Annotated in this window: 18 protein-coding genes; 17 read left to right on the plus strand and 1 reads right to left on the minus strand. The window is 32.9% G+C overall.

The features are described from left to right. Window positions 1-3: 3 nt before the first annotated feature. Window positions 4-1,512, minus strand: a complete 1,509-nt coding sequence (locus tag ACM55M_RS09520; protein WP_416857346.1) for a sodium:solute symporter — start codon at window positions 1,510-1,512, stop codon at window positions 4-6. Between the two features lie 129 nt (window positions 1,513-1,641). Between ACM55M_RS09520 and recR the strand changes: the two genes are divergently transcribed. From recR to ACM55M_RS09605, 17 genes are all read left to right on the plus strand, one after another. Further along, complete coding sequence (gene recR, locus ACM55M_RS09525; RefSeq protein ID WP_416857347.1) at window positions 1,642-2,262, plus strand: recombination mediator RecR; 621 nt, start codon at window positions 1,642-1,644, stop codon at window positions 2,260-2,262. A 71-nt stretch (window positions 2,263-2,333) separates the two neighbouring features. Continuing rightward, window positions 2,334-3,125 (plus strand): polysaccharide biosynthesis/export family protein, encoded by a 792-nt coding sequence (locus ACM55M_RS09530; RefSeq protein ID WP_416857348.1) that lies wholly within the window; start codon window positions 2,334-2,336, stop codon window positions 3,123-3,125. 15 nt (window positions 3,126-3,140) lie between these two features. Continuing rightward, entirely contained in the window at window positions 3,141-5,609 is a 2,469-nt protein-coding gene (locus ACM55M_RS09535) for a polysaccharide biosynthesis tyrosine autokinase (protein ID WP_416857349.1), read from the plus strand. A gap of 23 nt (window positions 5,610-5,632) precedes the next feature. Beyond that, window positions 5,633-6,616 carry an SDR family oxidoreductase gene (locus ACM55M_RS09540; RefSeq protein ID WP_416857350.1) on the plus strand — a complete coding sequence of 328 codons (984 nt, stop codon included), beginning with the start codon at window positions 5,633-5,635 and terminating at the stop codon, window positions 6,614-6,616. Window positions 6,617-6,675: 59 nt separating this feature from the next. Beyond that, window positions 6,676-8,067 (plus strand): UDP-glucose 6-dehydrogenase, encoded by a 1,392-nt coding sequence (locus ACM55M_RS09545; RefSeq protein ID WP_416857351.1) that lies wholly within the window; start codon window positions 6,676-6,678, stop codon window positions 8,065-8,067. Between the two features lie 120 nt (window positions 8,068-8,187). Then, entirely contained in the window at window positions 8,188-8,652 is a 465-nt protein-coding gene (locus tag ACM55M_RS09550; RefSeq protein WP_416857353.1) for a UpxY family transcription antiterminator, read from the plus strand. 490 nt (window positions 8,653-9,142) lie between these two features. After that, window positions 9,143-10,426 (plus strand): nucleotide sugar dehydrogenase, encoded by a 1,284-nt coding sequence (locus tag ACM55M_RS09555; protein WP_416857354.1) that lies wholly within the window; start codon window positions 9,143-9,145, stop codon window positions 10,424-10,426. A gap of 39 nt (window positions 10,427-10,465) precedes the next feature. After that, window positions 10,466-10,900 carry an adenylyltransferase/cytidyltransferase family protein gene (locus ACM55M_RS09560; protein WP_416857356.1) on the plus strand — a complete coding sequence of 145 codons (435 nt, stop codon included), beginning with the start codon at window positions 10,466-10,468 and terminating at the stop codon, window positions 10,898-10,900. A 194-nt stretch (window positions 10,901-11,094) separates the two neighbouring features. After that, window positions 11,095-12,102 carry a mannose-1-phosphate guanylyltransferase gene (locus tag ACM55M_RS09565; protein WP_416857357.1) on the plus strand — a complete coding sequence of 336 codons (1,008 nt, stop codon included), beginning with the start codon at window positions 11,095-11,097 and terminating at the stop codon, window positions 12,100-12,102. Between the two features lie 226 nt (window positions 12,103-12,328). Continuing rightward, window positions 12,329-14,752, plus strand: a complete 2,424-nt coding sequence (locus ACM55M_RS09570; protein ID WP_416857358.1) for an SLBB domain-containing protein — start codon at window positions 12,329-12,331, stop codon at window positions 14,750-14,752. Between the two features lie 124 nt (window positions 14,753-14,876). After that, window positions 14,877-15,947 (plus strand): Wzz/FepE/Etk N-terminal domain-containing protein, encoded by a 1,071-nt coding sequence (locus ACM55M_RS09575; protein WP_416857359.1) that lies wholly within the window; start codon window positions 14,877-14,879, stop codon window positions 15,945-15,947. 194 nt (window positions 15,948-16,141) lie between these two features. Then, window positions 16,142-17,266, plus strand: coding sequence for a non-hydrolyzing UDP-N-acetylglucosamine 2-epimerase (gene wecB / locus ACM55M_RS09580; protein WP_416857360.1), 1,125 nt, complete (start codon window positions 16,142-16,144; stop codon window positions 17,264-17,266). Between the two features lie 293 nt (window positions 17,267-17,559). Next, window positions 17,560-19,005 (plus strand): lipopolysaccharide biosynthesis protein, encoded by a 1,446-nt coding sequence (locus ACM55M_RS09585; RefSeq protein ID WP_416857361.1) that lies wholly within the window; start codon window positions 17,560-17,562, stop codon window positions 19,003-19,005. A gap of 319 nt (window positions 19,006-19,324) precedes the next feature. Further along, window positions 19,325-20,500 carry a glycosyltransferase gene (locus ACM55M_RS09590; protein ID WP_416857363.1) on the plus strand — a complete coding sequence of 392 codons (1,176 nt, stop codon included), beginning with the start codon at window positions 19,325-19,327 and terminating at the stop codon, window positions 20,498-20,500. A 1-nt stretch (window position 20,501) separates the two neighbouring features. Beyond that, window positions 20,502-21,578 (plus strand): EpsG family protein, encoded by a 1,077-nt coding sequence (locus ACM55M_RS09595; RefSeq protein ID WP_416857364.1) that lies wholly within the window; start codon window positions 20,502-20,504, stop codon window positions 21,576-21,578. Window positions 21,579-21,681: 103 nt separating this feature from the next. Further along, complete coding sequence (locus tag ACM55M_RS09600; protein ID WP_416857365.1) at window positions 21,682-22,803, plus strand: glycosyltransferase; 1,122 nt, start codon at window positions 21,682-21,684, stop codon at window positions 22,801-22,803. A 90-nt stretch (window positions 22,804-22,893) separates the two neighbouring features. After that, entirely contained in the window at window positions 22,894-23,892 is a 999-nt protein-coding gene (locus ACM55M_RS09605; RefSeq protein ID WP_416857366.1) for an NAD-dependent epimerase/dehydratase family protein, read from the plus strand. Window positions 23,893-23,896 lie beyond the last annotated feature (4 nt).

Genomic DNA, 23,896 nt, shown 5'->3' on the forward strand with positions numbered 1-23,896 from the left:
CAACTAAAACCGTGTTGTAGAGGTAGCATTCTTACTAATCAATAACAATCCAAGAAAAGTAATTAGTCCGTTTACGATAATCAGTTCGTTGTCGAAAACATATCCAAAAAACAGTGTTTTCGAATTTTCGCTAATAAGGAAAGTTACAGCAGGTGACATGAAACAAATTATTGGAACAAATTTGTCTTTAACAGTCTTTGATTTTGCAAACAATCCAAAACAGTACAATCCCAAAAGTGGGCCATACGTATAGGAAGCCACCCTAAAAATCATTCCCACTACGGAACTGTCATTGATTGCATTAAAGAAAATAATTACCAGAAACATCAAAAACGAAAAGACAATATGAACAAAATGTCTGGTTCGTACTATATTTGGTTTGTTTAGATTTTCGGCTTTATCCATTTCAAGAAAATCAACACAAAACGAAGTTGTAAGTGCCGTTAATGCGGAATCGGTCGTGGCAAATGTAGCCGCTGTTAATCCCAACAAGAAAATAACGGAGGGAATCAATGTCAAATGATGGAAAGCAATTTCGGGGAAAAGCAAATCGGTTCTTGGTTTTCCCGTGACTAAATCGGTTGGTACTTCAATTCCGTTTTTAGTGGCATAAATATAAAGCAAAGCGCCTACGCTAAGGAAAAATATATTGATACCTACAAATATCCCCGTAAAAGTGAACATGTTTTTTTGTGCTTCACCAATGTTCTTGCAACTCAGGTTTTTCTGCATTAGATCCTGATCCAAACCTACCATCGCGATGGTTACGAAAATTCCACCCAGAATTTGTTTCACAAAATGGAACTTACTTGACACAAAATCCTCAAAGAAAAATACTTTAGAATAATTGCTGTTTTTTACTGCTTCAAAAGCCTCAAAAACATTTAAATTTAAACTTCTGCAAATAAAGAAAATGGTTAAAAATACAGAAGAAACTAAGAAAAAGGTTTGTAAAGTATCAGTGATTATAATCGTTTTTAAACCGCCACGATATGTATACGCAAATATCAAAGCCAGTGAAATCAAAACTGTAACGGCAAAAGGAATTCCATAAAAATCAAAAACATAGCGTTGTAAAACAATTACAACAAGATACAATCTAAAGGAAGAGCCTATCGTTCGACTTATCAGGAAAATTGTTGCGGCAGTTTTATAGGAATAAATTCCTAGCCGATGTTCTATATAACTATAAATCGAAGTTAAATTCATTCGATAATACAATGGCAACAGCACTTTTGCAATAATAACAAAACCAATGGCATTACCCAATACAAACTGGAAGTACTTGAATTGTTCTCCGCTTGGTGCCCCAACTTCTCCTGGCACCGAAATAAAAGTTACTCCAGAAAGAGCCGTTCCAATCATTCCAAAGGCAACTAAATACCATTTGGAATTTTTATTGGCTTTAAAAAAAGCATCATTTCCACTGTCTTTTTTGCTTACAGCATGAGAAATGTAAAATAAAATTCCAAAATAAACGATTATAAGTAGTAGAATGGTGCTAGGTGTCATTTGTTGAATTTAAAGTGACCAAAATACGATTTTTTGTTTAATTGTTTTAGCGGATTATCCGCTTAACTGTTTTATTCGTTTAACTATTTAACCGATTAAAACATTAAACAAATTACTACATTTGCATTTATGGAATTTTCTTCGAAATTAATAGAAAAAGCAGTTAACGAAATGTCTCAGTTGCCGGGAATTGGTAAACGAACGGCGTTGCGATTAGTATTGCATTTATTGAAACAACCCAAAGAACAAACGGGTTTTTTGTCACAAGCTTTGGTTGCTATGCGTGAGGATATTAAATATTGCAATAGTTGTCATAATATTTCAGATAGTGTGTTGTGTGAAATTTGTGCTAACAAAAGCAGAAATCATCAAATTATTTGCATCGTAGAAGATATTCGCGACGTAATGGCTATTGAAAATACAGGTCAATTTAGAGGAATTTATCATGTTCTTGGAGGTAAAATTTCACCTATTGACGGAGTTGGTCCCAGCCAGTTAAATATTACTACATTAGTCGAAAAAGTGAAATCAGGAAGTGTAAACGAAATCATTTTTGCTTTAAGCTCCACGATGGAAGGTGATACCACTAATTTTTATATCTACAAACAAATAGCCGATTGTGAAATAATTATATCAACAATTGCAAGAGGAATTTCGGTGGGTGATGAACTGGAATATGCTGATGAAGTTACCTTGGGAAGAAGTATATTGCAAAGAGTCCCTTTTGAAAAGTCTTTTAAAAGTAATTAATCTATTTAATGAATCGTTACGCTTTTTAAATAGTAAATGAAAAGCTATATTTGTCGTTAAAAATATTGAAAATGAGTAAATCCGGAGTCTATTTATTGCTAATTATTAGTGTGTTGTTTTCTTCTTGTATTTCAACTCAAGATTTAATATATCTTCAAAAAAAGAATAATTCACAAGACGATACTTCTATTTCAGCAGTGGAATCAAAGCCTTACAGATTGCAAACTAATGATGTCTTGAGTATCACAATTAAAGCAATAGATCCAAAATTAGTCGCTATTTTTAGTACTACAAATGAAGGAGTTTCTGCTGGTAAATCAGATTCAGGATTATATTTTGATGGATTTACGGTTGATGATCATGGAAATATTAGAATTCCGGTTTTGGGAGAATTAAATGTTATTGGTTATACCCTGGATGAAATAAGAGTTAGAATTGAGAAGCAACTGTTAGCGGAGTATTTTAATAAAGAGGCCAACATTTTTGTAACTGTAAAATTAGCGGGTTTTCGATATACTATTAATGGAGAAATTGGTGGTCCAGGCACAAAAACATTATTTCAAGAGCATGTAACGATCATGGAAGCTATCGCAAATGCTGGGGATATTACCATTACCGGAAATAGAAAAGCGGTTACAATCATGAGAAAAGCACCAACTGGGGTTCAAATGCAGGATTTAGATCTTACTGATATAAATGTGATGAAATCGCCTTATTATTATTTGCAACCGAATGATTATATTTACGTAAAACCACTCAAGCAAAAAACTTGGGGAACCGGAAAAACAGGAATAGAATCTTTAGGTACTATTATTACACTGTTATCATTGGCAACAACTACTTTTTTACTATTAAAAAATTAAAACAGAATTCAAAAAATGTTAGATATAAAAGATTTTTCGATTTTTGAAAACCAAGTAAGTTTTGACTTTAAAGGATTTTTAATAAAAATCGGAAGTTATTGGAAATGGTTTCTGCTTAGTTTATTAATCGCTTTCACGATTGCCTATCAAGTGAATATTCGTAAACAAAAAATTTACGGTATGGAAACGCTAATTTCCGTAAAGGAAGAAAGTAATCCTCTTTTTACGTCTAATACCAGTTTGGTTTTTAATTGGGGTGGAATTTCAGATCAGGTTCAAACCATATCAACTACTTTGCAATCCAGATCTCATAATGAATTGGTTGTTGATAAACTGCAATACTATATTAATTACTTAGTTCAGGGTAAATATAATCTCGAAGATGCTTATGGTGCGGTCCCTTTTTATGTAAATATTGATAAATCAAAAGGGCAGTTAGCAGGAAATCTAATTAGAATTAAATTTTTGAGTGAAAATGTATACGAAATCAGAATTCCCTTTGAAAATCAAAACGTATCATTAATAACTTACACTAACAACTCATACAGTAATACCACTGTTGAAATTGGTGATTTTGTAAAAAGATATACCGTAGGAGAGCAGGTATCATTGCCTTTTTTAAATTGGAAATTACAAATAAAAGATAATCCTGGCTTTTATAAAGGGAACGAGTATTTTGTACAGTTTAACGATTTTGACGGAACAGTATCTGGATATAAAGGGATAAATGTTAAATCAGATGATAAAGGTGGGTCCATAATTACTTTGGGAATGCAAGGGACCAATAAAGCGAGAATGGTTGAGTATTTGAATTCTACTGTTAAAATGCTTATAAAAAGACAATTAGACAGTAAAAATCAGTTTGCGACTAATACAATTGCTTTTATAGATAGTACATTGGTTGCGATGGAATCCCAATTAAAAGAAACAGGAAATGAGCTAAAGTCCTTTAGGAAAGATAAAAACATCTATGATATAGAACAAGGCGGAGCTAAGTTTTCGGATAAGATTTTAGAATTTGATGTAAAGAAAGACGAAGTCAATCGCAAAATGGCATATTATAATTCGCTAAAAGCATACTTGAAAAATAGCGTGAACTATGCTAAACTTCCAGCGCCATCAGTAGCTGGGATTGAAGATCCAAATATTGTTGTAAATGTGTCAAAATTGATTGCATTGTCTACCCAAAGATCTGAAATGGCTTATGCGGTAAAAAGCGATAAAATATTCAAGGATTTTGACAATCAAATGGAAGCTGTTAAAAATGTGTTATTGGAAAACATTGCTACTGCCAAAGCATCTTTGCAATATGATTTAGCAATGATAAGCAGTAAGATTAATGAAACCGAAAGCACTATAAAACAACTTCCTGAAGATCAACAAGAGCTAATCAAGATTAAGAGAAAATATGATTTAAGTGATAATATTTACAGTACTTTTCTTCAAAAAAGAAGTGAAGCTGATATTGTTAAAGCAGCGAATTTATCGGATATTCATTTTATAGATCCTGCAAAAGATGTTGGAGGAGGGCTTATAGGACCAAAAACATCTGTAAATTATGTGTTGGCATTATTTCTGGGAGTACTATTTCCTTTGCTTTTTGTATTTGCAATTTTCTTTATCAATAACTCGATTCAAAACACCGATGATATCAGTAAGTTGACACAAATTCCTTTGCTAGGTGTCGTAGGGATGAGTAAGGAGAATACTAATTTGGCAGTTTTTGACAAACCTAAATCTGCTTTATCTGAATCCTTTAGAGCTATTCGTTCTTCACTTCAGTTTTTGTATAAACAACAAAATGTAGATGGCGCTAAAACGCTTATGATAACATCATCTGTAAGTGGGGAAGGGAAAACGTTTTGTTCTATAAATATTGCTACAGTCTTTGCGCTCAGCGAGAAAAAAACAGTAGTTATTGGTCTTGATTTAAGAAAGCCTAAATTGTTTGCTGAATTTAATTTATCCAATGAAGTTGGAATTGTAAATTATCTGATTAAGCAAAAAACAGTTGACGAAATCATTAATCATACCAATGTACCATATCTTGATGTTATTCTCTCAGGACCAGTGCCGCCAAATCCGGCTGAGATGATTATGAGTGAAGGAATGAAAGAATTAATTGAAGAATTAAAGAAAAAATATGATTATATTATATTGGATACGCCACCAGTTGGTTTAGTATCTGATGCCTTGGAATTAGCGCAATATTGTGATGTTACCTTGTATATAGTAAGACAGAATTTTACTAAAAAAGAAATGATTACGTTATTAAACAACCGGGTAAAACGTGGAGAATTAAATAACACCAGCATTATTTTGAATGGGTTTGAAAATAAAGCTAAATATGGTGCGGGTTACGGATATGGTTACGGATACGGTTATGGCTACGGAACTTATTCAAGTGGGTATCATGAAGAAGATAAACCAAAAAACATCTTTGAAACTATAGTGAGTAAATTTCGCAAAAAACTAACAAAGTAACTGATTTTCTAAATTAAGAAAAGATGATAGAGGAAACAAAAAGTACGATACTAATTACCGGAGGAGCAGGATTTATAGGTTCTAATCTTTGTGAATATTTTTTGTCTAAAGGACATGAAGTTATTTGTTTGGATAATTTTGCGACGGGATACAGACATAATTTAAAAGATTTCATTAATAATGCTAACTTTCGTTTAATCGAAGGTGACATTCGTAATGCGACTGATTGTCAAAATGCGGTAAAGGGAGTAGATTATGTGCTGCATCAGGCAGCTTTGGGGTCTGTGCCGCGTTCTCTAATTGATCCGGTTACTACCAATGATGTCAATGTTTCTGGGTTTTTAAATATGCTTGTTGCTTCTCGTGATGCCAAGGTAAAACGATTCATATATGCGGCAAGTTCCTCCACTTATGGGGATTCAGTTGGATTGCCAAAAGTAGAAGCCGTAATTGGGAAACCGCTCTCTCCTTATGCAATAACAAAGTATGTGAACGAATTGTATGCTGAAATTTTTAGTAGAACGTATGGTATTGAAACCATCGGTTTGCGTTATTTCAATGTTTTTGGACGGAAGCAAGATCCAAACGGGGCATATGCGGCAGTTATTCCAAAATTTGTAATGCAACTAATGCAATTGGAAAGCCCAAAGATAAATGGTGACGGAAACTATTCCCGTGATTTTACCTATATTGACAATGTGATTCAAATGAACGAGTTGGCGATGTTAACAAAAAATCCTGAAGCTGTAAATACTGTTTATAATACTGCTTATGGCGATAGGAATACGTTGAATAATCTGGTTGATTATTTGAAGGAGTTTTTGTCTAAATACGATGAGAGGATTGCCACAGTTGAAGTGGAATACGGACCCAACAGAGCAGGAGATATTCCACATTCTTTGGCAAGTATTGATAAAGCCAAAACAGAATTAGGGTATGATCCACACTATTCTATGCAAGAAGGATTGAAAGAAGCGGTTGGTTGGTATTGGGATAATCTTAAATAAAAATTCCTTTTTTAAAGAAAAGGTGGATAATAAAAGATAGTATATTTGAAAATTATAAAATGAAAATCACAAAAATTTGTTGCATTGGTGCCGGATATGTAGGCGGTCCTACAATGGCAGTTATTGCCCAAAAATGTCCGCAAATACAAGTTACTGTAGTTGATCTGAATAAAGAGCGTATAGCAGCTTGGAACGATGAAAATATAGACAATATTCCCATTTATGAACCTGGATTAGACAAAATTGTAGGGGAAGCAAGAGGCCGAAATTTATTTTTTTCCACCGATGTGGAAAAAGCAATAGACGAAGCCCAAATCATTTTTATATCAGTAAATACGCCTACAAAGACCTATGGAAAAGGGAAAGGGATGGCGGCTGACTTGAAATATATTGAATTGTGTGCGAGACAAATAGCCAGTGTAGCAAAAGATAATAAAATAGTTGTCGAAAAATCAACACTTCCGGTACGAACGGCAGAAGCAATCAAAAGTATTCTGGATAATACCGGTAATGGAGTGCAGTTTCAAATTCTTTCAAACCCAGAGTTTTTGGCAGAAGGAACTGCAGTTCAGGATTTATTGAATCCAGATCGAATACTAATTGGAGGAGATCCTTCGGAAGAAGGGCAAAGCGCCATACAAGCACTTGTTGCTGTTTATTCGAATTGGGTTTCAGCAGATAAAATATTAACTACGAATGTATGGTCATCAGAATTATCAAAACTGACTGCTAATGCTTTTTTAGCACAGCGAATTTCTTCGATTAATGCGATGTCAGAACTTTGCGAAAAAACTGGAGCTGATGTCAATGAGGTAGCCAAAGCCATAGGAATGGATAGCAGAATAGGGCCAAAATTCCTGAAAGCATCGGTTGGATTTGGTGGTTCTTGTTTTCAAAAAGATATATTGAATTTGGTTTACATTGCAAAATCCTATGGATTGAACGAAGTAGCCGATTATTGGGAGCAGGTAATCATAATGAATGATCATCAAAAGAGACGTTTCTCCAATAATATCGTTCAAACACTTTACAATACCGTTTCTGATAAAAAAATAACCTTTCTGGGTTGGGCTTTCAAAAAAGATACAAATGATACCAGAGAATCAGCAGCTATTTATGTTGCCGATGATTTGATAAATGAGCATGCGAAAATTGCTGTATACGACCCTAAAGTATCCAGAAAGAAAGTTTTGGCTGATTTGGATTATTTAGAAACCAGAGCGGCTTCAACTAATGCGGATCGTATTATGTCGTTTGATAGTCCTTATGAAGCTTGCGCTAATGCCCATGCCATAGCAGTTCTAACGGAATGGGATGAATTTATTCAATACGACTGGCAAAAAATTTATGACTCCATGCAAAAACCAGCTTTTGTCTTTGACGGAAGAAATATACTTAATGGTCCAGCTTTAGAGGCGATTGGATTTGTTTATCAGGGGATAGGTTCATAAGTTAGGACGCTTTTAGAGTATAACAACAATTGATTAGAGTATTGTTTTTTTATAAAACAGACTTAAGAGAAAATACAAATAAATAAAGAGACATATTTTTATTTTAATACAGAATGCAAGATGAATTGGTATGTAGTGTATACAAAACCTAAATGGGAGAAGAAAGTAGCTGAACAATTGAAAAAAAGTGGAATAGAATGCTACTGTCCTTTGATTACAGTAATGCGTCAATGGTCTGATCGAAAAAAAAAGGTAGAAGTGCCACTTTTTAATTCCTTTGTTTTTGTTCAATTACCAGATTCTGACAGAAATTTAGTATTTCAGTCAGTTGGTGTCGTACGTTACTTATTTTGGTTGGGGAAACCTGCAATTGTAAGGGATGAGGAAATTAAGATTATTAAGAAAGGACTCGATGGAACTGATAGTTGTGAGATTACAATAGTTCCATTTCAAATAGGTGACAAGATAGCATTGGATTCAGGACCATTTTCAACTCAAACGGCAATTGTCCAAGAAGTAAATAACACTCATTATGTTCTTGTTTTGGAATCATTGGGATGTGTTTTGAAAATGAAATACAAATAAGCAGTGGGAGGTGCAATTATTTTACCCTCCGGCAAAAGGAGGTGCCGTTAATTAAAGAAATTTAAAAAGTGAAGTGCTATTTCAAACCTTAATTTTATTATTCATAAATAAGCCACTTTTTATTTATTTCAAGAAAATAGAAGTATAATTTTATATAATGAATATCGGATGGTTTTTTATGAGAATCCGTTGGATTAGAACTTTAAAATTCATCTTTTTTAGTGGTTTTTATATCACTAAATCAGGTGATTTTTTTTTTAAAGGAGGTGGTTTTTTTTATTTTTTATAATTGTATTTCAGTTAGTTATCGGTTTTTTGTGCTTTTTAACCATATTTTGAGGTTTTGAATGAATTAAAATTTAAAAAAGTGTAGTTTATTGTGCTTATATTTGCGCACTTAAAATTATCCTGATTTCGACTCATTTCTGTGAGTTTGAATCGCGAAGCGGTGGATTGAAATTAACAATAGTTGATTAAAATTGGTTTGAAAATGAGTTCAAATATAAAAATAGCAGTTGTTGGTCTGGGTTATGTGGGTTTACCATTGGCGCGGTTATTTGCAACGAAATATGCTGTAGTAGGATTTGATATCAATCAATCCAGAGTTGCTTCCTTGCAATCAGGTACTGATACTACATTTGAAGTAACCGACGAAGTATTACAAAAAGTATTGCTGGAAAAACCCGGTGATGCTATTGGTTTGTATTGTACTTCCCTTTTAGATGGTATAGCGGACTGTAATTATTACATCGTAACGGTTCCTACTCCGGTGGATAAGAATAATCGTCCTGATTTGACTCCTTTATACAAGTCCAGTGAAACGATAGGGAGTGTTTTGAAAAGAGGAGATATTGTGATTTATGAATCTACGGTGTATCCAGGAGTAACCGAAGAGGAATGTGTGCCGGTATTGGAAAGGGTCTCGGGCTTACAATTCAATGTTGATTTTTTTGCAGGTTATTCCCCTGAAAGAATTAATCCGGGAGATAAGGAACATACCGTAGAGAAGATTTTAAAAGTGACTTCAGGCTCTACGCCAGACATTGGACAAAAAGTAAATGAGTTATATAAATCAGTGATTACTGCCGGGACACACTTAGCTCCTTCCATAAAAGTTGCCGAAGCCGCCAAAGTAATTGAAAACTCCCAACGGGATATCAATATCGCATTTGTAAACGAATTGGCTAAAATATTCAATTTGATGAATATCGATACCCATGCCGTTTTGGAAGCAGCGAGAACCAAATGGAATTTCCTGCCTTTTAAACCCGGTTTAGTTGGAGGTCATTGTATTGGAGTGGATCCTTATTATTTGGCTCAACGAGCGCAAGAGTTTGGTTATCATCCGGAAATTATTTTGGCAGGAAGACGATTGAATGATAGCATGGGTGACTATGTGGCATCTCAAGTAGTAAAAGGAATGATTAAAAAAGGAATTTCTGTTAACGGAGCTACACTCCTGATGCTTGGAATCACTTTCAAAGAAAACTGTCCCGATGTTCGCAATACAAAAATTGTGGATGTTATCGCTGCTTTTACAGATTATGGAATTACAGTAACTATATACGATCCCTTAGCCAATCCAGCTGAGGTGAAACAAGAATATGATTTAATAACCACTAATGTAGTGCCGAATCAAAAATTTGACGCGGTAGTTTTAGGAGTGGCGCACAACCAATTTCTGACTATCGATATCACAAAATTGCAAAATAAAAGCAGTTTATTGTACGATGTTAAAGGAATTTTGGGTGATGCAGTTGATGGGAGATTGTGAAATAGTAATATTTTCAAGTAAACTTATATTTATAGACTTATGAAAATAGGAATAACTTTTAGTGCTTTTGACTTGCTTCATGCGGGACATATTACAATGCTGGAAGAAGCGAAGCGACAATGTGATTATTTAATAACGGCATTGCAAACTGACCCAACTATCGACCGTCCCGAAAAAAACAGGCCTACACAGTCTGTTGTAGAGCGTTATATTCAACTCAAGGGATGTAGATTTGTTGATGAAATAGTGCCCTATGCAACAGAACAGGATTTAGAAGATATTTTACGCTCATTTAAAATAGATGTCCGAATTATTGGGGACGAATATAAAGATAAAGATTTTACAGGTCGAACGTATTGTGAAGAAAAAGGGATCGAACTCTATTTTAATGTTAGGGATCACCGATTTTCCAGTAGTAGTTTGCGTAAAGAGGTAAAGGAAAAAGAATTATTGAAAGAAAATAAAGTGTTGTAACACTTTATGATTGCTTTCCAAGTACTGGTTCTCAGTACAATTTTTAAAGCTAATTATAAAAATAGCCTGAACTGGCTGACAATTGATAAAATAGAACTGCCTTTTGACCGAGGTGACGGATAACCAATAACGAAAAGCCGACTTGCTGATATGCTAAGGCTACTCACAGTTACTCACAAAAAATGCAGAATACGATGGAAAAGAAACCTTCAATTACACATGTCATTCTTACCGGTGGAGTAGGCAGCCGATTGTGGCCCTTATCACGAAAAAGCCAGCCAAAACAATATCTTGATTTATTTGAAGGCAAGTCGTTGTTTGAGATAACTGTGGAACGCAATCGTACTATCGCAGACAAAATTATGGTAGTCGGTAATATTGATAATTGTCACCTCAGTAGACAAGTGATGGAAAAATCGAATGCTCCCTATTTGGATATAATTGAATCAACCCCTAGAAATACAGCCGCCGCCATTGCTTTTGCTGCTTTTGCTTCTCATCCGGATGATATTTTAATTGTCACACCTTCGGATCATATTATAGATGGAGTGGAACCATACGAGACAGCCATTCATGAAGCTGTTGAAAAAGCATCAAAAGGGTTTATTGTTACGTTTGGAATTATTCCCACCAAACCAGAAACCGGATATGGGTATATTGAACGTAAAGGAGATGATGTCATTTCTTTTCGGGAGAAGCCAAACAAAGTAACGGCTACTGATTTTATAGCCAAAGGAAATTTCCTCTGGAATAGCGGTATGTTTTGTTTCAAAGCTTCGGTTTTATTGGAAGAATTAAATAAATTCTATCCAGAAGTCTATGAAAAATCAAAAATTGCCTGGGACGCTAATAGTAATGGAAATTTAGATTTGGATTTGTCTCTGGAAATACCTTCTATCAGTATTGATTATGCCGTTATGGAACGAAGTAAAAAAATAAAAGTGGTTTCTTCTACCTTCATTTGGTCTGATTTAGGATCGTTTGAATCGGTTTATGATTATTTAGTTTCTAAAGGTCATCCTGTTGACATAAATGGGAATATGGTCATTGGAACCAGCAATTATACTGCTTTTGTTGGATTAAAAAATACTATTTTCGTTTATACGGATACCGCTAATTTGATTTTGCAGAAAGACAGGTCTCAGGATGTTAAGAATATATACAGTGAATTGGAGAGGAAACATTCAGATTTATTGAATTGAGGATAAAATAATTCAAGTTTTCCTGTGCAATAAGAATATTTAATAAATTGCTAATTAAATCTTTTGACATAGTTTTGTGGTCGATAATGTAATATGGGACCTAATGGAGCTAGCCACAGTGAAACTATAAGGTGTTTCTTATTACGCCTTTTCACATAAAAAAATAACTATTGCATTCTTGAAAAAGAATGATTAAAAATACAAAATACATTATTATAAAGTACTCATGAGAAAAATAATTGCTACCCTTTTATTGTTGTTTGCTCTTTTTCAGACTTCCAATACATTTGCACAGGACTTGTTAAAAAGCACTGATTTGAGTACGTTAAAAGTGGATTATTTATCAGATAGTGATATTGCAAAAATTAAAACGCAGTTGCAGACTAATAATGTAACCATTGAACAAGCGGAACCAATGGCTTTGGCAAAAGGAATGCCTGCGGCCGAGTTTGCTAAATTGAAAATCCGTTTGGGAGAAATAAAAAAGGCTTCGGCAGATGGTAAAAAAGATGATTTGAAAGGCGAAGAATCGGAAGAGTTAACCAGAAAACAAGAAAAAATTGTCAATAGTAAAGTAAAAGATACCCTAAATGCTTTAGTTTTTGGTTCGGAACTGTTTGATAATCCTACGTTGAATTTTGAGCCTAATTTGAAATTGGCCACACCTGTAAATTATGTCTTAGGACCTGGCGATGAATTGCAAGTTAGCGTTTATGGGGTACAAGAATTTAATGCCAGTGTGCCGGTATCGACAGAGGGTAAAGTAACTATTCAATATGTAGGTCAGATTCCGGTTACGGGAATGACGATTGAAGCCGCTACCCAAAAAATAAAAGGAGCCATTGCAAGGGTGTACAGTACAGTAGGATCCGGACAATCGCAAGTCGCAGTAAGTTTGAGCCGTATCAGAACCATTAGAGTGACGATAATAGGGAGTAAGCAGCCGGGTAATTATTCGATATCTTCATTAGCAACGGTTTACAATGCCTTATTTTTAGGTGGAGGCCCGGGGAAGAATGGAAGTTATAGAAATATAGAGTTGTTGCGAGATAATAAAGTATACAAAAACATTGATATTTATCGCTTCCTTGTCAATGGAAATCAATCGGATAATGTGGGTTTAAAGGATAATGATGTCATTCGGATCCCTGCTTACAATCAAAGAGTCACTCTTGAAGGACAGGTAAAACGTCCCGGGATTTTTGAGATGAAGAAGGGGGAAACATTTTCGGACTTATTATCTTTTGCTTCAGGGTTTAATGAATTTGCCTACACCGCTTCAGTAAATGTTTTGCAAAAAACAAGCAAAGAATTTAAAGTGAAAGACATCAATGCAGTTGAATATACTAGTTATAAACCGCAGTCAGGGGATGTGTTCCGAGTGTCTAAGATATTAAATCGATTTGAAAATCGTATTAAAATTGATGGAGCCGTTTTTAGACCGGATACCTATTCTTTTTATGAAGGTATGCGTATCTCCGATCTGATTGCAAAAGCGGATGGCTTGAAAGAAGATGCCTATAGCAATAGAGCAAGAATTATACGATTGAAACCTGATTTGACGACGGAAATCGTAAATGTGAATTTGGCTAAAGCCCTGCAAGGGGATCTGGAAGCCGATATTGCATTGCATAAGGAAGATGTCGTAACGGTGTACTCTATTTTAGATTTCGTGGAAGAGTATAAAATAACGATTGACGGTGAAATTAAAAAACCTGGAATTTATGACTATCATGAGAATCTTACTTTAAATGATTTATTGGTGCAGGCAGGCGGCTTGACCGGTTCCGCATCTAAAAGAGTCGAGGTTGCCCGAATGATTATGTCAGAAGAAATTGATGATGCCAATCCCAATAAAGCACAACTATTTAATATTGAAATTACCGCAAATAACAATGAACAACTAAAAAACTTTGCCTTGCAACCTTTTGATGTTGTAAATATCCGTAAAATGGCTGTCTATGAAAAACCGGAAATGGTAACTATAAGCGGTGCTGTTAATTATGCGGGGAAATATGTTTTGGCAACTAAAAAAGACAAGATCTATGATATTGTACAAAGGGCAGGTGGTTTAACGGTTGCGGCAAATATAGAGGGTGTTAAAATTAAACGACCAATTCAAGCCAAACAAATTGAGGATTTGGAAAATGTGAATTTGAATTTGGGTAAAAAAGACAGTATCCAGAACAAGCTCACTAAAAAATTAAAAGAAGATTTAAAATTTGGCACAATACCAGTGGATTGGAAAGCCATTGTTAAAAATCCAGAGAGTAACACCAATGTAACTTTGTTTCCCGGTGATGAAATTGAAGTGGCGGCTTACAATGAAGGCGTAAAGGTGGCTGGTAATGTATTGTTAACTTCTGAGATTCCTTACACTAAAGGGAAAGGATTCGGATATTATATAGGTTCTGTTGGGGGAGTAGATAATAAAGGCTGGAAAAAGAAGGCCTATATTATTTATCCTAATGGGAAAGCGGCAGTGGCTCATTCGTTCTTGTTTATACGATCGTATCCTAAAGTAACGCCGGGGTCACAAATTATAGTGCCAGAGAAACCTGAAGTTAAAAAGATGAGTACCGGTGAGTTTGTAAGTATTGCTGGGGTTTTAGCTAGTTTGGCGGGTATTGTAATCGCTTTAATTAGGTAATAGTGATCAGTGTTCAGTCGCTATTTACAGTTCTTCAGAAACCGACAGCAGGTTATTGTCAATAACCGTTTTTTAACAAATTGCCTCATTAATTAACTAAATACAAGCGTAAAATCTTGAAACAATGAATGAACAAAACCTTAACGACGAATTATCTTTAAAGGAGTTAATAGAAAAAGCCAAAGATTGGGTTGCTTATTTGCTTTCGCAATGGAAAATAATTATACTAGCAGGAATAATAGGAGCTGTTTTAGGGCTAACTTATTCTTTTATTAAAAAACCAGTTTATACCGCTACATTATCGTTTGCTTTAGAAGACGAAAAAAGTGGTGGCGGATTAGGAGGGGCTCTAGGCTTAGCAAGTTCACTGGGTTTAGATATTGGCGGCGGCGGCGGTAGTATGTTTTCTGGTTCCAATTTAACGGAATTGTTCAAGTCTCGCTCTATGGTGGAACAAACGCTATTGACACCCGTAACTTCAAATGGAAGAATAATTTCTTTGGCTGAAATGTACATTCAAAATCAAGGATGGCGAGAAAAATGGAATGATAATCCTAAATTCAAGGGTATTCAGTTTTTGCCGGATGTAAAAAGAAAGTATTTTACGCGAGTGCATGATAGTATTTTGGGGATGCTATATGAAGATTTGTCTAAAACAGGATTGGCTGTTGCGCAAAAAGACAAAAAAATAGCGATCGTTAGTATAGATATGATGTCTACAAATGAATTGTTTGCGAAATATTTTGCGGAAGCCCTAGCCAAGAAGGTATCCGATTTTTATATTACGACCAAAAGCAAAAAGGCACGAATGAATATGGATATCCTAGAACGACAAACCGATTCCATTCGAGGTGAGCTCAACGGAGCCATTACCGGTGTGGCGGTGGCCAATGATAATACTTTTGGGTTGAATCCTGCGATGAATGTACGCCGCGTACCATCCGCCCGAAGACAGGTAGACGTTCAGGCAAATACGGCCATCTTAACGGAATTGGTCAAACAGACAGAGTTAGCCAAAGTAACTTTACGCAAAGAAACCCCATTGATTCAAGTAATTGACCTACCGATTTTGCCTTTGAAGAAAGAGAAGTTAGGGGAAGGTAAAGGGATTCTAATGGGCGGGATTTTAGCAGGGTTTTTGACAGTCCTATTTCTGATTGGGAGAAAATTGTTGAGAGGATTGCTGATTGATTAGTTGAAGATTTACGAATGTATAGTTGATAAAATTTCAATCTACTTCAAAATTTTTATATGCCAAACGAGTTCAGTAAAAAACTAGATAATGCTTTTTTCCTTAATTAAGGAATCAAGATGTGGTTTTGTTAAAAATGGAAAGTAAAGGAATATTAAGTTTTTTACTTAAATCTTTCAAGTATAAACATTACATAAATGATTAAAAATTTAATAATTTTCGGAACTAGACCAGAGGCTATCAAAATGGCCCCTTTAGTTAATGAGTTCAAAAAGCATACAGATAAATTTGAAACAAGAGTTTGTGTAACTGCTCAGCATAGGGAAATGTTGGATCAAGTGTTGGACTTTTTTGAAATCACACCAGAATATGATTTGGATTTAATGAAACCGAATCAGAATTTATTTTCTTTAACTTCTGATATTATCTTGGGGTTGAAATCTGTTTTAGAAGAGTTTATCCCAGACTATGTATATGTTCACGGGGATACAACGACAACGATGGCTGCAAGTATTGCATCTTTTTATTCAGGAGCAAAAATATGTCATGTTGAAGCTGGTTTGCGAACAAATAATAAATATTCTCCATTTCCAGAGGAAATGAATCGTCAGGTTACGGGGCGTGTAGCAGATTATCATTTTGCGCCTACTGAACAGTCTAAACAAAATTTATTAGTTGAAAATGTTAATGAAAATTTTATTTTGATTACAGGAAATACTGTAATTGATGCTTTATTGGAAAGTACTGTGAAAGTAAATTCTATTGAAAACCAAGAAATTGAAAAATTAAAATCAATTGTTGATAAAACTAAGAAGTTGATTTTAGTTACAGGCCATCGCAGAGAAAATCATGGGCAAGGATTTATCAATATTTGTGAAGCCTTAAAAGAAATTGCAATTAACAATCGAGATGTACAGATTATGTATCCAGTGCATTTAAATCCAAATGTTAAAGGCCCTGTACATGAAATTCTTGGTGATATTTCTAATATTAACTTAATTGAACCATTGGCTTATCCAGCTTTTGTTTGGCTAATGAATCAATCGTATTTAATTATTACGGATTCAGGGGGTGTGCAAGAAGAAGCGCCTAGTTTAGGAAAACCTGTTTTGGTGATGCGAGATACAACAGAACGCCCAGAGGCTGTTGAAGCAGGAACAGTTATTTTAGTGGGTACAAGTAAGAACAGCATCATAAGTGAGTGTAATGACTTGTTGAATAGTCCAGAAAGATATAAAAAAATGACTGCTTTGCATAATCCCTATGGGGATGGTAAAGCATGTAAACGTATAATAGAATTTATAACTTCTTTAAAAAAATAGGTCAATAAATAAATTGATTTTTATTAATAATTATTTTGATTTTGTATAGATTAATTATCTATGAATTCTATCATAAATAATTAAACTGCACATATGTTAACTAGATTTTATATTAATCATTTTGAGATATAGCATTGAACATTTGTTAAATTGCATACGATCAATCTTGGTTACTAAGCTGAATAAAATGAAATTAATTATTGATTATGATCAATACACACTTTTGCCTCTGTAATTAAGTAAGTAATTGTTGGTTTATTTTATTTAAAATTATTTATAATAATATTTATTTAATGAAAAATTCGTTAATAGATGAAACAGTTAGAACTGTTGCTTGGAGTGCAATAGAACGTTTTTCAGTTCAAGGTTTTCAGTTTGTGACGAGTATTATTCTTGCTCGTTTAGTTGTTCCCTCTGAATATGGATTAATTGCGATGTTGGCTATTTTTATCGCTATAGCACAATCTTTTGTTGATAGTGGTTTTTCAAACGCATTAGTTCAGAAAAATGACAGTACAGAGACTGACTATTCTACAGTTTTCTATTTTAATACAGCTGTTTCATTACTGGTCTATTCAGTATTATTTTTATCCGCTCCATATATAGCTTTGTTTTATAAGGAACCATTGCTTGATTTAATTTGTAAATGGATGGGTCTTAATGTAATCATTCAAGGATTATCAGTTGTTCAAGTAGCTAAGTTGACAGTATTATTAGATTTCAAAACACAAGCAAGTGCATCATTAATAGCTGTTATTATAAGTGGATTATTGGGTGTGAGTTTGGCTTATTTTGGATATGGAGTATGGGCACTTTTAATACAAACATTAGTAAACAATCTGTTGAATACAATTTTTTTATGGATTTTTGCTAAGTGGCTTCCTAAATTTGTTTTTTCTTGGAACTCGTTAAAGTCTTTATTTTCATTTGGTTCTAAGCTGTTGTTGTCAGGATTATTACATACTATTTATATTAACCTTTACAGCTTGGTAATTGGACGGAAGTATTCAGCAATGGATGTGGGCTTTTTTAATCAATCCAGTCTATTAGCAAGATTTCCATCCGTAAGTTTAATGGCTATTATAACTAGAGCTATTTATCCAATTCAATGTAAAATTAAAGATGATGATGTATTGATAGGTACTTCATTTATAAATTATTTGCGAATGTCTTGTTATATTATTTTTCCAATAATGATTAGTATTGCAGTTTTGTCAAAACCTTTAATTTTAATTTTGTTAACTGATAAATGGTTACCAATGGCTGTATCTTTATCTGTATTATGCATTGCTTATATGTGGATTCCTATAATGGTACTAAATAATCAAATTTTAAATGTTATGGGGCGATCAGATTATTTTTTAAAATCCGAAATAGTTAAAAAAATTGGTGGAATCCTAATCTTAATTATAACTATTCCTTTTGGGCTTACCATAATATGTATTGGATTATTTGTTTATAATCTTTTTGATATGATTATAATAATATATTATTCTAAAAAAGTTATCAATATAGGCTATTACAAACAGTTTAAAACTATTTTGCCTTTTATTTTGTTGTCAGTTATTATGGCTGGGATGATATTTTTTTCAATGCAGATGTTTTCTAATGCATACTATCAACTTTCTGTAGGATTTATAATTGGAATAATTACTTATATCACGCTTAGCAAGCTGTTTAATATAAAAGAGTTTGACTTTTTGCTATCTATTTTAAAAAAAATAAAGAGTTCAATATGAGTATAAAATTTCATTATAAAGCACATTCTAAACGAATTATTTTAAAAAATAATATTTTAATTATCTCATAATTATATCATTAAATTTATATTTTTTACAGATTATTTTTGACTAATTAATGTTAAATTTAATTTTGGATTAGTGGTTGATTTTTATATCTCAAGTATATTTATTTATACTACACTTTTTTTATTGGGAATGTTGAAGTAAAGTCTTATCTATAAGATTGTTGCTTCAAAATTTGATGAATTCATTTGTTTTTTAATAGAGTTTATCATCACTAAGCATATTAATAATTTTGCATTAATTATTTCATGTTATGAATATTTTATTTCTTTATTCTGAGGCTATTAATCCTCAAGTAGGTGGGGTTGAAAGAGTTACTTTTACATTGGCTAATTACTTTGAAGCGAAAGGATATAAAGTTTTCTTTTTAGGTTTAACTGATAGTTACTCAATAAAAGATAAAAGACAATTTTTTTTACCAGACTCTTCTTCATTTATTTCAGAAAGGAATATTGTTTTTTTTCGTTCTTTTTTAGCAGAAAAGTCTATTGATATAGTTATTAATCAGGGAGGGACAATTCCGGAAATATCAAAACTTGCTTCTTATTGTAAGATTGAAGGAGTTAAACTTATATCAGTTGTACATAATTCACTTTTAGCCACTATAGCGAATTTTAGCTCTGTAAATAAAAATAAATTTGAAAAAAATGGTATTAGTTGGTTGTTGCCTTATACAGATACTAAAATAGTAAAGTATTTATTGCTAAAGTTGTATAAGCGGAAATATGCAGAGCACTATAAATCTCTCTGTAAAAAGAGTGATTATGTTTTTTTATTATCTGAAAAGTATAAACAAGAACTAGTTTTTTTTATGGATGGGCAATCTATTGATAATGTTGTTGGCATACCCAATCCTGTTTCATTCGATGAAATAGTTAAAATTAGAAAAAAAAAGGAGATTCTTTATGTTGGCAGAATTAATACTTCTCAAAAACGAGTTGATTTATTGCTTCAAATATGGGGTTTATTAGATAATAGATTTGCTGATTGGTCTTTAAAGATAGTTGGTGATGGAGATGAGCTCGAATCTATGAAAGTATTAAGTTCTAAACTTAATTTACAAAATGTTTCTTTCTATGGATTTCGTGATCCTAAGCCATTTTATGAAACAGCTTCGATTTTTGGTATGACCTCTTCGTTTGAAGGATTACCTATGACTTTAATAGAAGCCATGCAATATGGTGTCATTCCGGTAGCTTTTGACTCATTTCTCTCTGCCACAGATATAATTGACGATGAAGTAAATGGGTGTTTGATTAGGCCTTTCGATGTTAATGAATATGTCAATGCGTTATCAAAATTGATGTCCTCTCAAGAGGAATTAGAGTGGTACTCAACAGCGGCAGAACAAAAAGTAAAAAGATTTGATTTGTCAATTGTAGGAGAACAATGGCTAAATGTCTTTAAAGAATTAAATATCTGTTGTTAAAATGCTGCTTTCGCTAATAGTGCTTTTATATTTTATTGTAGTACAATTTTTTGCGAATAATATAAAATTTTACGGTAATAAAGGTTTACCATATTTTGTATTATTCCTTTCTTTTGTTATACTGAATATACTTAGAATATATTGTCAATTATTTTTTTCAGATATACCCAATTATAAATCAATTTTTGAAGCTATACAACCGATTTCGTTTGTAATGAGTTCTGGATATGGGCTAGAATTATATGACGCAGATGTTGAAATTGGTTTTAGGGTGTTTATTTCTATATACAAGTTTTTCTGTAACGACTTTTTCTATTTTCTTTTTTTTATTTCGATAGTGGAACTATCAGTTTTTTACTTTTTCTGTAAGAGATGTAAAATAAGTCCAGTTAATGCTTTCCCCATTTATATTGCTCTTACCTATATAACTTTCCAAATAGGTATGCTACGGCAAGCATTAGCTTTTTGTTTTTTTCTTCTTGCATTAGTCTATATAAATAGAAAAATTATATATATACTTTTCCTTCTTTTAGGATTTACATTTCATAAATCAATCCTTTTTTGTGTTTTTTTTTTATGGTCAGATAAATTTATTAAAAAGGAGATTATTTATGGTGTCTTCTTAATTTCACTTTTTTTATATCTTTTAAAAATAGATATAATAAATTATTTTGTGGCTTATTTGGGAATGGACGAGGAAGTAAAGGCTGCTAGAGTTGGCTTTTACATGAATGTAGATAGAGAGAACAATTTTTTAGGAATAGGTTTTTGGGAAAGATTTATTTCATTTATTTTAATGAACGTTGTGTATGCAGACCTATTGAAAAAAAATAAAATAACAGTAAATCACAATTTAATATACAATTTGGGTATTTCAGTGATCATACTACAAATGATATTCTTTTCTTCTCCAACAATCACAAGTAGACTTCGATATTATATTGTAATATTTCCATTTATTTTCCTTTCGGAATATATTTACTCAGAATACAAAAGTGGAATAAAATGGATATATCAATTTCTTTTTTTTATGTATTTATTTATGTATTTATATTTTCAGGCATCCTATTTACAATAAAAAAGTTTTTAATTGTATGAATATTAAACATTATTATTTGTAAAAATTCATAACCATTTAAGTTGAGTCACAAAGAATATTAGAAATAATAAAAAGAAAACATATGATCAAAGTTTGTTATTTTACTTCAAAATCAGCCTCAGATGTGCGCGTTTTTGAAAAAGAGTGCACATCATTAGTCAAAGCAGGCTATGAGGTTTATTTAGTTTCTCCAAATGCAAAAGAAGAAATTAAAAATGGAGTTCACATCATTAGTGTTCCATATGATAAGGAAGGTTTATTAAATAGGTTATTTACTTTACCAAAGTTTCTTTATAAGAAGGCGCTGAGTATAGATGCAGATATTTATCACTTTAATGATCCGGCATCGTTACCTTATGGTTCAAAACTAAAAAGTAAAGGAAAAAAAGTAATATTTGATAGTTTTGAAGATCATCCAACATTGTTTTTCGAGAAAAAATCACTGCCATATTTTATAAGATATATAATTTCTAAGATTTATACTGTCTACGAATATTATCATTGCAAAAAATTTGATGGATTGATTTTGTGTTACCATTGGACTCAAGAACGGCTTAATAAGGCGTGTAAAAACAATCAGTTGGTGTTCAATTTTCCTATTTTGAAAGAAGACATCGTCAATAGAGAAGATGTTGTAGGAACTTCCATTTGTTATGCTGGTTTGTTTTCAAGAATGTGGTATATTGAAAATATCTTAACTGCTTTGATTCAAATTGATGATATTCAATTTAATCTAGCTGGAAATCCAGCTGATGTGTCTTATCTAAATATGTTAAAAAGCAACGCAGGATGGCAAAAAGTTAATTATCTAGGACAAATTGAATATAGAGAAGTTTACGATAAAGTTTATTCAAAATCAAATATTGCAATGGCCTTATTGGATTATATTCCACTTTGTAAAGGTAATGTTGGAAACTTATCTAACAATAAATTTTTTGAATATATGATGGCAGGGTTACCTGTAATATGCACAGATTTTATTCTGTGGAAGGAGGTTGTTGAAAAAAACGGATGTGGGATATGTGTGAATCCTCGCAATATTAATGAAATAGTTGATGCAATAAATTATTTGTTAAATAATCCAGATATTGCTCTCCAAATGGGTAAAAATGGTAGAGAAGCCATTTTTAGAGAATATAATTGGGGTACACAATCACAAAAGTTATTATCAGTGTATGAAAAAATTAGCAAAATAGGTTTTTAGTAAAACAAATTAATTCTTCAGCAAATTAAAATAGATAATATTCTTCGAAAATACTTAGTGAATACATAAATAAAAAAATCTCAAAAAATAATGAAAAAAATATTAGTTACTGGTGGAGCTGGAATGATTGGATCAAATCTAGTGAAACGACTTGTGAATGAAGGAAATGAAGTATTCATAATCGACAATCTTTGGAGAGGGAAAATTGAATACTTGAATGATGAAACAGGAAAACCGGTCATCCCTTTAGAATCCCACTTCTTTAATCTTGATTTACTAGAACAGGGTATAGCAGATGAAATAATATCAAAAGTTGAATATGTAATTCATTTGGCTGATATAGTTGCAGGTATTGATTATGTATTTAATAACCAAGGATCAATATTTCGTCAAAATTTATTAATCAATTCTAACGTAATAACTTCTGTACGTAAATTCACGAACTCAATCAAGGGATTTATTTATGTTGGAACCGCTTGTAGTTTTCCATTAACTCGTCAAAACTCTCTAGATGTTATCCCTTTACGTGAAGAAGAGCTTTATCCAGCCTTACCAGAATCGGCATATGGTTGGAGCAAACTAATGGGACAATATGAAACTGAGTTGTTGGAAAAGGAAACAGGAATACCTATCAGTATTTTGATGTTCCATAATGTTTACGGTTCTCCCTGCGATTTTGGTGAACGCAGTCAGGTTATTCCTGCACTAATTAGAAAAGCGATTACATATCCAGATGAGCCATTTCATGTTTGGGGTAGTGGCGAACAAGGTCGTGCTTTTATTCATGTTGATGATATTGTAAATGCTTTATGTCTGGCTTTAGAAAAAGGCTTGGGACATGGAGTTATTCAAATAGGCCCTTCGGTTTGCACTTCCATAAAAGAAATTGCAGAACAGGTTATTGAAATATCTGGTAAAAAAATTGAAGCATTTTACGACAAGTCTAAACCCGAAGGAGATAAAGCCCGTAGCGCTGATTTTTCAAAAGCAAAAGCTATATTAGACTGGGAGCCTAAAGTCACCTTAAAAGATGGTCTAAATGCTCAATATAATTGGATTAAGAAACAAATGGAAAATAAAAAAGACTAAATAG

Source organism: Flavobacterium galactosi, assembly GCF_048158585.1.
Lineage (GTDB): Bacteria > Bacteroidota > Bacteroidia > Flavobacteriales > Flavobacteriaceae > Flavobacterium > Flavobacterium galactosi.